The following is an 11879-nucleotide window of genomic DNA, read 5'->3' on the forward strand; positions in this document are numbered from 1 at the left end:
CTTTTTATGTAAGATAGAAAGGACGGGGAAAAGTGACTAATATTCGCGAAATAGCTAAGATTGCGGGCGTGTCAGTGACCACCGTTTCTAGAGTTTTAAATGAACATCCCTATGTCTCTGCTGAAAAGCGGAAACAGGTACTAGCGGTAATAGAGGAGTTGGATTATGTCCCTAATCGTTTGGCAACAAATCTAGCCAAAGGAAAAACGAACACGATAGGGATCATACTACCGTATAACGACCATCCATGGTTCGATAAAATTGCTAACGGTGTTATCGAAGCAGCTTTTAAGCACAAGTATTCGGTGACGCTTTTTCCGACTAATTATGATAGCGAGGCGGAACTGCGTTATTTGATGCAACTCAAAACAAAACAAGTAGATGCTCTCATTATTACATCCAAGGCAAATGACTGGGATGTGATCGAACCGTTTGCGGATTATGGTCCAATCATTGCTTGTGAATATACGGAACATGAGAATATCGCCTGTGCATACATAGAAAGATTTCATGCGTATAAGGATGGGTTTGAATTTCTGAAAAAGGCAGGTTATCAAAAAATCGCTTTTTCAGTGGGGCGTGATTCGTTGAAAAGTCCGAGCACACAGGAAAAACGAAAAGCATATCAAGAAGTGTTTGGGGAAATACCGGAACATCGTTTTTTATCCGAGAGCTATGATTTTACAGACGGAATCAAAGCGGGGGAATATTTTCTCGCGGAAGCAGGGGATACACCAGATGCGATCTTTGCTAATGGAGATGAAGTTGCGGCGGGAATCATGTATTATGCCAAAAATAACGGTTTCCAGATTCCGGGTGATTTAGCGATCCTTGGGGAGGAAAATTTACCGATCGGAAAAGTGCTAGAGATCACAACCTTAGATCATCATCTGAAGAAAATGGGGGAAACCGCATTTCAGCTCTTTTATACCAAAAGCAAGAAGAAACATAAAATCAGCCATCAGTTAATTATCAGAAAAACAACAAAATAACGCTTGACCTGAAACCCGTTTCATCAATTATAACTAGAGTAGGTAAACAAAAGGAGGCGGGGAAAATGCGATTGGAAGGTACTTGTAAGATACATTCAAGTTTAGGCGTAGAGTATCAGTTTGGCGAATTTTCGATTAATCAAGAGTGTCTAGTATTTGAACAGAATTATAGTTTTGGTGGAAAAAAACGAAAGATTTTCCCGTTGAAAATATTGGATGCTGCAGAACTACACACAAATAAAGGCGGAGACTTATTAAGTTTCAGCTGCGATAATCTGGAATTTGAATTGGATGGATCATCGAATAGAGAGATCAATCAGTTTATGGAAGAGTTGAAAACAGGCCTCGCAAGTATCAAACGAGCGAATAGCGGTCTGCATTATAATCGAGAGAATAAGGAGCGACATCATGTATAAAGCGTTTATTTTTGATATCGACGGGACTATGCTAGATAATGAAGGCGCAGTCCTGCACTCACTACAAGCACTGTTAGCGGAAAAAGGTATTGAAGTGGAACAGGATGACTTGCGTTTTGCACTGGGAATCCCAGGGGATAAGGCCTTAGCGAAATTTCCGATTGAAGATCGGGAACGCGCTTTAGATGAATGGATCGAAAAAGAACTTGCTTTTATGGAAGAGATCACGGTTTTCCCAATGATCGAGGAAACATTGCGGGAATTGCCGCTTTGTGGCGTGGTAAGTTCTAAAAATCAGTTTGAGATGGAGCATGGCTTTTATCCATTTGGACTTGCGAAATATTTTGATGGAATCGTTTGTGCAAGCGATACGGAATTACATAAGCCAAATCCGGATCCGCTTTTAAAGTGTATGGAACTTCTCCAGGTGTCGCCTGAAGAGACCGTATATATCGGCGATTCGATTTACGATATGCAGTGTGCCCATGCGGCTGGTGCCGATTTCGCGCTAGCTTCTTGGGGGGCCAGAGATCATACGCCGTTTAAAGAAGCAGAGATCATATTGAAAAAACCGACTGATTTGCTGGAATATCGTTAAAAAGGAGCTTTACTTGAAAAAGTAAAGCTCCTTTTCTGAGCGAATAAGCAACTACACAAAAAAGAGCGAAATCTACTCTACTTGATCCAATGAGCATAAGTAAACGAAAAGCAGATCGTCCATCTTCCGTAGTGATAGGTTAGTTTGTTCGTAAAATTTATCGATCCGGTATTGGATCGTATTCCGGTGGAGAAACAAGTCCTTCGCGGACAAGCTGATATTTCCCTGATTATGAAAAAGCCGTTCTATCAATTTGATATTATCAGGTTCTTTCTTTAAGAATCGTGCGATTTCTTGGAAAATACTTGTATCTGCCAAATTTTTCGAGATCACACGCAGACTGGCAGAACTAACCGTCTGTACGGCATGGGTAAATGGATATTCTAAGAACAGTTTTTGTTCTTCCGCAAATAAACGTTGGATCTCCGGCCCGGATTGGTAGAATAAACCGCTGAAAAAATATGTTTTGGCATAAAAATCATTTTCTAGGGTGGAAGCAACGGCTTCGAGTTCTTCTTCACCAAGCAAGGAGTCTTCCATTTTTTCGATAACGATGTGATAATCAGGAGAGATAGGTAAAAAAACAGCATGAGAGCTGAAAAAACTGTATAAGGCTGCTTTCCATTCCTTTTTCAGGGAAGCAGAGAGCGTATCAGCTTGCAATTGGATCTGAGTGAAGCGATACGAACCGTTTGGAATCTCGTCGTTTGGCTGTCTGGTTGGGGAGAATAAACGTGTATACCAGTTGTTAGCGGCTTTGTCAGAAAAAGTTACGGGCGCAGGCTCGAAAAGCAGCTTTAGTAAGACTGCTTCGTCGTCTGAAATAGCGGCTTTTGGGATATATATGTAAAAGGGATGGGAATATAAGGCAAGCTCCCCGTTATCAGTGGGCAGGGGCTTTTCGGATAGTCTCATATTTTTATATTTGGTTTGAAGGTTTTTGATATTCATTAAGATAGCGCTTCCTTTCTCCTTCTATTCTGACAAATGCTTTCTCGGAAGTCAACTTTCATCATTAAAGTGATTGTAATCACAAAAAATGGGTAAACAGTAACAAGATGAAACGAGGAGGAAGGAACTATGGAACCACAAATCGAAGAATTAAAGGACAAAGATCCTGTCATTTTGGTCACTGCGATCGGATATATCGTGGGTAGAGTGAATGCGAGCAAAAGTGATTCTCCAGCTAGTATCTACTTGGATGAAGTTTGTATAAACTGTGTCGCTTCTGCACGGTTAGACCGTTTTTCCGAAGGGCTCGCCGTCCAAACTGATCAAGTGATCGGGTATAAAAAATTAGTCGAAGGACGTATCAAACAACTGATTGGAGAATGGGAAGCTTCTATTGATCCGACAGCAGTATAAATAGAAAAAGCCGACGCTTAAGGTTGCAAGCGTCGGCTTTTTTATTCACTTATTTTTGCGTTCAAATTCCTGATTTCGTAATTCTACGCGGCGGATCTTACCGGAATCAGTTTTTGGCAATGTTGTGACGAACTCGATACGGCGCGGATATTTATAAGGAGCAGTGCGGTCTTTCGTAAACGTCTGAAGCTCGCGGACTAATTCGTCGCTTGCTGTGAAGCCATCTTTTAAAACGATAAATGCTTTTACAACCGTTCCACGGATTTCATCTGGGCTGGCTACAACGGCAACTTCTTTGACTGCTTGATGATGTGTCAAGGCATCTTCTACTTCAAATGGCCCGATCGTATAGCCGGAGCTGATGATAATATCGTCATTTCGGCCTTGGAACCAATAATAGTTGTCGGCATCACGAACGGCTCTATCACCTGTCACGAAATAATCACCGCGAATGGCTTTTTCAAGGCGCTCGGGTTCTTTGTAATAAGTTTGGAACAATGCTTCAAAATCTTTTTTAACAGCAATATCACCGATTTCATCAACGCCGACGGGCTGTCCGTTTTCATCAATGATCGCCATATATTCCGGCATGATCGGCTTACCCATGGAGCCAGGGCGGATCGGGGTATCGACAAGTGTGCCGATCAAAAGAGTACTTTCCGTTTGACCATAGCCGTCACGGACTTTTATCCCGAAATGCTCTTGGAATGCTTGGATAACTTCGCGGTTTAGCGGTTCGCCGGCGGATACGCTGCTACGGATGCTGCCGAGATCATAGCTATCAAGATCAGATACTTTCGCCATTAAGCGGTATTCTGTAGGGGTACAGCAAAGCACGTTGATTTTTTCTTCACCTAATAGTCGTAGTTGGCGTTCAGGGCTGAAACGACCATTAAAAATGAAACCAGTCGCGCCTTTGCCGAGCACGGATAAGAACGGTGACCATACCCATTTTTGCCATCCGGGAGCAGCAGTTGCCCAAACGATATCATCTTCATGGATATCTAGCCAGTGATCCGCAGCAATACGAATATGGGCGTAACCCCAACCATGCGCGTGGACCACACCCTTGGGATTCCCGGTCGTTCCACTGGTAAATGCAAGCAGACAAGGGTCTTCGCGGTGCGTATCGATCGTTTCAAAAGTTTCGGGTGCTTGATCCATTAGTTCTCCGTAATTCTGCCAACCCTCTAAATGACCATCGATCAGTATTTTAGTATGAACAGAATGATCGTCTGCGATTTTCTCGAATTCACTTGTTAGACCGTCATAGGTAATAACTGCTTTTACTTCTGCATGGTGGATGCGGTATTCCAAGTCGTGTGCTTTCAATAGTTCTGAAGCAGGGATCACGATCGCACCGGCTTTCCAAAGTCCCATGTAGATCGCGTAGGTTTCCAATAACCGTGGCGTCATCACAATAACATGGTCACCCTTTTGGATGCCTGCTTTGGTGATTACATTTGCAAATTTAGCGGATTCTACCACTAATTGATGATAACTCCATTTTTTTGTTTCATCTTGATCGTTTTTCCAGATCAAAGCTGTTTTATTGGAAGTGAATTTTGCGATCTCATCGGTGATATTATATTTTTCTGGTGCTAATAAATTCGCACTGTTCATTGAAAGAACCTCCTTTATATTGACAAAAGATAATAAATTTTTTAACTATTTCATATATTAGTACCTGATTCTAATATATGGTATTACAAAGAACGATAAAATGCAACCAAAAAAGCTACCTCTGTAAGTTTTATGTGGTAAAATGAAGGGGATAAAAAGAAAGCGGAGGTTTGGTCTGGCGATGGAAAAGGCGATCTTCATGGAAGAAGCGATAAAAGAAGCAAGGAAAGCGCAAGCGCTGGGCGAAGTTCCGATCGGTGCAGTAGTTGTTTTGGATAATGAGATAATCGGGCGCGGACATAATCTGCGGGAAACGACCCAAAACGCGATCACGCATGCAGAAATATTGGCCATTCAAGCAGCTTGCCAAAACCGAGAAAGTTGGCGGCTTAGCGAAGCGGAAATCTATGTGACGCTGGAGCCTTGTCCGATGTGTAGCGGCGCGATCTTACTTTCGCGATTAAAAAAAGTATATTATGGGGCTCCGGACCCAAAAGCGGGAACGGCAGGGACTTTGATGAATCTTTTGCAAGATGATCGTTTCAATCATACTTGTGAAGTGGAAGCAGGTTTGCTGCAAACGGAGTGTGCAGAATTGCTGACTTCGTTTTTTCGAGCGCTGCGTGCGAAGAAAAAAGCAGCTAAACAAGCTAAAACAGAATAAGGTTATTTTTACCTAAAAAAGCACTTTTTGAGGCACTGTGTTATAGGTAATTAGAACCATTTTTAAATTCTTGTGAAAAGGATATCATTGTTACATTCTTCTAGTTATGCGGGATTGTGATTAAATTATAATTCACAAACTCCTGTATTATAAAATGACATCGAAAGAACTAAACACATTCTGGCGTAAATAAGTTAAAATAAATAATATACTTAGTAATGATTATTAAATGGGATTGCTTATAATTTGGTTTGTTTATGATCATATTTGTGAATTTAAGAACAACCTGTTGTGTAATTGCGCATTTGTAAACAAAAGGAGGACAACAAAAAGTGGATAAACTATTTTTGGCACGTTTCCAATTTGCATCAACCACGATTTTTCACTTTCTATTCGTACCACTCTCAATCGGACTTGTATTTATGGTTGCGCTTATGGAAACACTGTACGTCGTAAAGAAAAAAGAAATTTACAAAAAAATGTCGAAATTCTGGGGACACTTATTCTTGATCAACTTTGCTGTTGGGGTAGTAACGGGGATCATTCAGGAATTCCAATTCGGAATGAACTGGTCGGACTATTCCCGTTTCGTCGGTGACGTTTTCGGTGCACCGCTTGCGATCGAAGCATTGCTTGCCTTCTTCATGGAGTCGACATTCATCGGTCTATGGATTTTCGGCTGGGAAAGATTAGGTAAGAAACTCCACCTTGCTTGTATCTGGTTAGTAGCGATCGGAACGATCCTTTCTGCTTTCTGGATTTTGGCAGCGAACTCGTTCATGCAGCATCCGGTCGGTTTTGCATTCAAAAATGGCCGCGCCGAAATGAATGATTTCTGGCAATTGATCACGAACGGTCAGCTGCTAGTCGAATTTCCGCACGTTATCTTTGGTGCTTTTGCCACTGGTGCGTTCTTCGTAGCAGGTGTCAGTGCATACAAAATGATGAAAAAACAAGATGTCAATTTCTTCAAACGCTCGTTCCAGATCGCAATGGTCATGGCGGTTATCGGCGGTTTTGGTGTTGCCTTCAGTGGTCACTCGCAAGCGCAATATCTAGTGAAAACACAACCAATGAAAATGGCAGCAACAGAAGGAGTCTGGGAAGATACCGGAAGTCCTGCAGCTTGGACTTTCATTGGCGGCATCAATGATAAGAAGAAGAAAAATGATTGGGAAGTCAAAGTCCCATATCTTCTAAGTTTCTTATCTTATTCTAAATTCTCAGGTAGTGTCGAAGGGATGAACACTCTTCAAAAAGATTATGAAAAAGTTTATGGGCCAGGTAATTATATCCCGCCGGTAAAAACTTCTTTCTGGAGTTTCCGTATCATGGTCGGCGCTGGAATGCTAATGATTCTCTTTGCAATGATCGGAGTCGTACTTGCTTGGAGAAAACGCCTTGTGCACGCAACTTGGTATCTTCGTTTGATGGTTCCGATGATCTTGTTCCCATTCTTAGCAAACTCGATGGGTTGGATCATGACAGAGATCGGCCGTCAGCCATGGGTTGTATTCGGATATATGCAAACGAAAGATGCGGTATCGCCTAATGTATCAGCAGGAAGTATTTTATTCTCGATCATTACTTTCTCCACGATCTATGCGATCTTAGCAATCGTCTTGATTTATTTATTCATTCGAGAAATCAAAAAAGGACCAGATGGACATGAAGAAGTAGAAGAAAATGTCTCTGTGGATCCATTCGATAAAGGGGGAGAAAAACTTGTCACTGAATGAGTTGTGGTTTTTACTAGTTGCCGTTTTGTTTATCGGCTTTTTCTTCCTAGAAGGCTTCGATTTTGGTGTCGGAATGGCTACGCGCTTTCTGGCAAAATCAAGTAACGAACGTAAAATGCTTGTCAATACGATCGGTCCATTCTGGGACGCAAATGAAGTTTGGCTGATCACAGCCGGCGGAGCTATTTTCGCCGCTTTCCCAAATTGGTATGCAACGATGTTCAGCGGGTATTATCTGCCATTCGTCGTCTTGCTGCTAGCATTGATCGGACGGGGTGTATCCTTTGAATTCCGCGGTCAAAAAGATACAAAAACTTGGCTCAAAACATGGGATTGGATCATTTTCTTTGGTAGTTTATTACCGCCATTCCTATTGGGCGTATTATTTTCCACACTGGCAAAAGGAATGCCGATCGATAAAGAAATGAACTTGCATGGCGGGTTTACGGATTATGTCAATATTTTCTCTGTGTGGGGAGGCATCACGATCGTCTTGATCTGCTTGCTACATGGTTTGCAGTTTATTGCTTTACGTGTTGAAGGCGAACTTCGCATACGAGCAACGAAATTGGCGAAAAAAGTCTGGTTCGCAACTGTCGTGGCATTACTGATATTTGTGGCATTAGCATTTGTGTATACTGACTTATTTACGGCTCGTCCGGTATTAGTTCCGTTAATGATCGGACTTGTTGTCGTATTCTATCTGCTTTCTGGCTTTTTCCTATGGAAAGGCCGTGAGATCTTGACATTCACATTTGGTGGGTTAGGAATTGTTTTCACAGTGGGGGCTATCTTTGTTGGTTTATTCCCACGCGTGATGATCAGTTCAATTACAGAAGCGTATAATCTTACTATTTATAACGCTGCTTCGGGACATTATTCACTGAGCGTAATGACGATCGTTGCAGTAACGTTGCTGCCGTTCGTGCTTGGTTATCAAATCTGGAGTTACTACGTTTTCCGTAAACGGGTTTCCGATAAGGAGAAATTGACGTACTAATGGGAAGAGATGTTTTCAAATATCCAGGAATAAAATGGATTCTCGCATCATTAGCTGTTTTGACTGTCATTCAAGGCGCTATGATCATTGTGATGGCACGGAGTTTATCTCGTGCTATCACTGATTTATTTCATAACCATACATTTGCAAGCATCATGATAGAAATAGGTCTCTTTGCGGGGGCCTATTTCTTGCGTCATTTATTGAACGTCATCAAGAAGCAGATTGTTTATCGCTATGCTGCTAAGATGGCTACGGATATGCGGGAAGCCTTTATGGACAGTTTGTTTTTATTGGGGCCTCGGTTTGCGAGGAAAGAAGGAACCGGGAAAATCGTTACGATGGTGATGGAGGGCGTTGCTGATTTTAGACGTTATTTAGAATTGTTCCTGCCAAAATTCATCAATATGGCGATCATACCGGCGATGATCTGGATCTATGTTTTATTTGAAGATAGAACGTCAGCGCTGATTTTGTTTATTACTTTTCCAATCTTGATCTTGTTTTTGATTATTTTAGGGTTGGCAGCGAAAAAACAAGCAGATTCGCAGTTTGAATCCTATCGAATCCTATCCAACCACTTTGTAGATTCGCTAAAAGGTCTGGAAACACTGAAATATCTAGGAATCAGTCACAGCCATGAGCAGAGTATTGCTGGCGTGAGTGAGCGGTACCGCAAAGCGACGATGAAAACATTGCGCGTTGCTTTCATGTCGAGTTTTGCACTGGATTTTTTCACCATGTTGTCGATCGCGATCGTGGCACTTTTCTTAGGACTGGGACTTATTGGTGGTTCGATGAGTCTGGTAGTAGCGCTTGCCGTGCTTATTCTGTCGCCGGAATACTTTCTGCCGGTGCGCGAGTTGGGTTCGGATTATCATGCGACCCTTGACGGACAAGAAGCTGGACGAAATATCCAGCAAATCATCCGCGAAGCGCAAAAGGCGAAAGCACAGGCGGTGGCGCCGGAATTGCCTGCTTTTAATGAAGATACGAAATTGAATTTAAATGGACTGACAGTCATCCACGAAGAGGCTGCTGAGCCAACGCTACAGGATATTAGCTTAGATGTACAAGGATATGAAAAAATCGGCGTTATCGGGGCTACAGGAGCAGGGAAATCTACCTTTATCGATGTTGTCAGCGGATTTCTGAATCCCTCTAGTGGGACAACTGCTTTAAATCAGACCCCATTTGCTTTTTCCGACAGTGGCTGGCAGAAACAAGTCACCTATATTCCGCAGCACCCGTATTTATTTCATTTATCCATCAAGGAAAATATCCGCTTTTATCAGCCGGAAGCATCAGATGAACAAGTGAAAGAAGCTGCTCGGGCTGCGGGATTAGAAGAACTGATCCTGTCGCTCCCAGAACGATATGAAACGGTGGTAGGGGAATCAGGCCGTATGCTTAGCGGTGGTCAGGAACAGCGGATCGCGATGGCGCGCGCCTTTTTATCAGGGCGCTCAATCATCTTGCTAGATGAACCGACTGCTCACTTAGATATTGAAACAGAATATGAATTGAAAACACCGATGATAAAATTGTTTGAAAATCGCCTTGTTTTCTTGGCGACACATCGGCTACATTGGATGATGGAAATGGACCGGATCATCGTGATGGATAATGGCCAGATCGTAGAGATCGGGAGTCATGAAGAACTATTAGCAAAAGCCGGTTATTACTACCGATTGGTACAGGCGGAACTGGAGGAGATCGAATGAGAAAGAGCCGCTGGATTTTACCATATATCAAAGCGAATATTGGACTGCTATCACTCGTTATCTTCTTGGGGATCTTGACATTTGCTGCGGGTGGAGCCTTAATGTTCACATCGGGACACTTGATTTCAAAATCTTCCCTAATGCCTGAGTCGATCATGGCAGTATATGTTTCAACAGTAGGTGTCCGAGCGTTTGGGATCATGCGCTCTGTCAGCCGTTATGTAGAGCGGCTTGCCAGCCATTCGCTCGTCCTTAAAATGTTGGCGAAAATGCGTGTGCAGCTATACCGTTATTTAGAACCGCAAGCATTATTGCTTAAATCGCGTTATCGGACGGGGGATATTTTAGGACTGCTTGCCGATGACATTGAACATTTGCAAAACTTTTATCTGACTACGATGTTTCCAGCCATAGTCAGCATCGCGATCTATGCCACCATTGTCATCGGCCTTGGCGTTTTCTCGCTTCCGATCGCATTGCTGTTCTTATTATTGATTGGGATCATTATTTTCGTCCTCCCTTGGATATCTTTAGCATATACAAAGGCGAAAAATGCCTATCAAAAGCAAGGACGCAATCAGCTTTACCGCCAATTCACCGATGCCGTTTTCGGCATCAGCGACTGGATGTTCAGCGGACGGACAAAGAATTTTGTCCAAACGTATGAGCAAGCGGAAAAAGGACTGTTAGAAAACGAAACTAAACAATTTAGATTTGTGAACTGGCGCGATTTCTTCAGTCAGTTGATTGCAGGAATCATGGTCATCGTCATGGTCTATTGGAGTACAGGCGAAGCCCGGAGCGGTGCTTTCTCAGGAACAATGATCGCGGCATTCGTTTTGGCGATCATGTCGCTTGCCGAAGTATTTATTCCTGTTCCCAGCGCCGTCAGCGACTCCACATTATATCAAGATTCGCTAGAACGCTTGGATAAAATTGAAGACACATCACTACCAAGCTTTGAAGAAGAATTACATGCGGAAACGACCGTTGCCGAAGATCACATCGAACTAAGCATCGAGCATGCGAATTTCCGATATGAAGCAACTAGCAGACCGATTATTGTAGATATGGATTTGCATTTAAAACCGCAAGATAAAATCGCTATCATTGGGAAAAGCGGAACAGGAAAATCAACGTTACTGAAACTGATCCAAGGCGCGTTAGAACCACAGACCGGTGCTGTAAAGCTGAACGGAGCATCCGTTGCATCGATCCGTCCACAGATTCCTAAGCTTGTTTCCATGCTCAATCAAAAAGCGCATTTATTCAATACCTCGGTGCTCAATAATATTCGGCTAGGCAATCAATCCGCAACGGATGAAGAAGTATATGAGGTTGCCAAACAAGTCCGTCTGCATGAGATGATCATGAATATGCCAGAAGGCTACCACACCTCCATGACAGAGATGGGTGCCCGGTTTTCCGGTGGGGAACGGCAGCGGATCGCGTTAGCACGTATCCTTCTGCAAGATACCCCCCTCGTGATTCTAGACGAGCCGACGGTAGGACTTGATGCGATCACAGAAAAAGAACTGTTGCGCACGATGTTTGAAACACTGGCTGACAAGACTGTTATCTGGGTCACCCATCATTTAGTCGGTACAGAGAAAATGGATAAAATCTATTTCTTAGAGGACGGCGAGTTCATCATGGCAGGTTCGCATGAAGAATTATTAGCGAGCTCTGAACGTTATAAAAATCTCTATCGCCTTGATCGTCCATTTATACAACTTTAAAATAAAAAACACCAAAAGC

The 11879-nt window shown here is 42.8% G+C and carries 11 protein-coding genes; 9 read left to right on the plus strand and 2 right to left on the minus strand.

Annotation, left to right across the window (positions count from 1 at the left end; translation table 11 throughout):
- Positions 1-32 precede the first annotated feature (32 nt).
- From HMPREF0556_RS06905 to HMPREF0556_RS06915, 3 genes are all read left to right on the plus strand, one after another.
- The gene (locus HMPREF0556_RS06905; protein ID WP_003756896.1) at positions 33-992 is read left to right on the plus strand and encodes a LacI family DNA-binding transcriptional regulator; all 960 of its coding nucleotides are present in this window, start codon (positions 33-35) and stop codon (positions 990-992) included.
- Positions 993-1057: 65 nt separating this feature from the next.
- Complete coding sequence (locus tag HMPREF0556_RS06910) at positions 1058-1408, plus strand: hypothetical protein (protein WP_003756899.1); 351 nt, start codon at positions 1058-1060, stop codon at positions 1406-1408.
- Complete coding sequence (locus HMPREF0556_RS06915) at positions 1401-2006, plus strand: HAD family hydrolase (protein ID WP_003756901.1); 606 nt, start codon at positions 1401-1403, stop codon at positions 2004-2006. The genes HMPREF0556_RS06910 and HMPREF0556_RS06915 overlap by 8 nt, the downstream gene beginning before the upstream one ends.
- 72 nt (positions 2007-2078) lie before the next feature.
- Here HMPREF0556_RS06915 and HMPREF0556_RS06920 read toward each other — a convergent pair whose 3' ends face one another.
- Positions 2079-2957, minus strand: a complete 879-nt coding sequence (locus HMPREF0556_RS06920) for a helix-turn-helix domain-containing protein (RefSeq protein WP_003756903.1) — start codon at positions 2955-2957, stop codon at positions 2079-2081.
- Between the two features lie 129 nt (positions 2958-3086).
- Here HMPREF0556_RS06920 and HMPREF0556_RS06925 point away from each other — a divergent pair, with 129 nt between their 5' ends.
- Complete coding sequence (locus tag HMPREF0556_RS06925; RefSeq protein WP_003756904.1) at positions 3087-3371, plus strand: hypothetical protein; 285 nt, start codon at positions 3087-3089, stop codon at positions 3369-3371.
- Between the two features lie 45 nt (positions 3372-3416).
- On the opposite strand, the gene HMPREF0556_RS06930 is transcribed toward HMPREF0556_RS06925, so the two are convergent.
- Positions 3417-4994: an acetate--CoA ligase gene (locus HMPREF0556_RS06930; protein WP_003756906.1), complete on the minus strand. Its 1578-nt coding sequence runs from the start codon at positions 4992-4994 to the stop codon at positions 3417-3419.
- 181 nt (positions 4995-5175) lie between these two features.
- On the opposite strand from HMPREF0556_RS06930, the gene tadA reads away from it, so the two are divergent.
- The 5 genes from tadA (at position 5176) to cydC (ending at position 11860) form a co-directional block, all read left to right on the plus strand.
- The gene (tadA, locus tag HMPREF0556_RS06935; protein ID WP_036105375.1) at positions 5176-5658 is read left to right on the plus strand and encodes a tRNA adenosine(34) deaminase TadA; all 483 of its coding nucleotides are present in this window, start codon (positions 5176-5178) and stop codon (positions 5656-5658) included.
- Between the two features lie 332 nt (positions 5659-5990).
- Entirely contained in the window at positions 5991-7397 is a 1407-nt protein-coding gene (locus HMPREF0556_RS06940) for a cytochrome ubiquinol oxidase subunit I (protein WP_003756910.1), read from the plus strand.
- Positions 7384-8397, plus strand: a complete 1014-nt coding sequence (gene cydB, locus HMPREF0556_RS06945; protein WP_036105380.1) for a cytochrome d ubiquinol oxidase subunit II — start codon at positions 7384-7386, stop codon at positions 8395-8397. The genes HMPREF0556_RS06940 and cydB overlap by 14 nt, the downstream gene beginning before the upstream one ends.
- Positions 8397-10121 carry a thiol reductant ABC exporter subunit CydD gene (cydD, locus tag HMPREF0556_RS06950; protein WP_003756914.1) on the plus strand — a complete coding sequence of 575 codons (1725 nt, stop codon included), beginning with the start codon at positions 8397-8399 and terminating at the stop codon, positions 10119-10121. Before cydB ends, cydD begins: the two co-directional genes overlap by 1 nt.
- Positions 10118-11860, plus strand: coding sequence for a thiol reductant ABC exporter subunit CydC (gene cydC, locus HMPREF0556_RS06955; RefSeq protein WP_003756916.1), 1743 nt, complete (start codon positions 10118-10120; stop codon positions 11858-11860). Before cydD ends, cydC begins: the two co-directional genes overlap by 4 nt.
- The last annotated feature ends 19 nt before the right edge of the window (positions 11861-11879 follow it).

The organism is Listeria grayi DSM 20601, assembly GCF_000148995.1.
Classification (GTDB): Bacteria; Bacillota; Bacilli; order Lactobacillales; family Listeriaceae; genus Listeria; species Listeria grayi.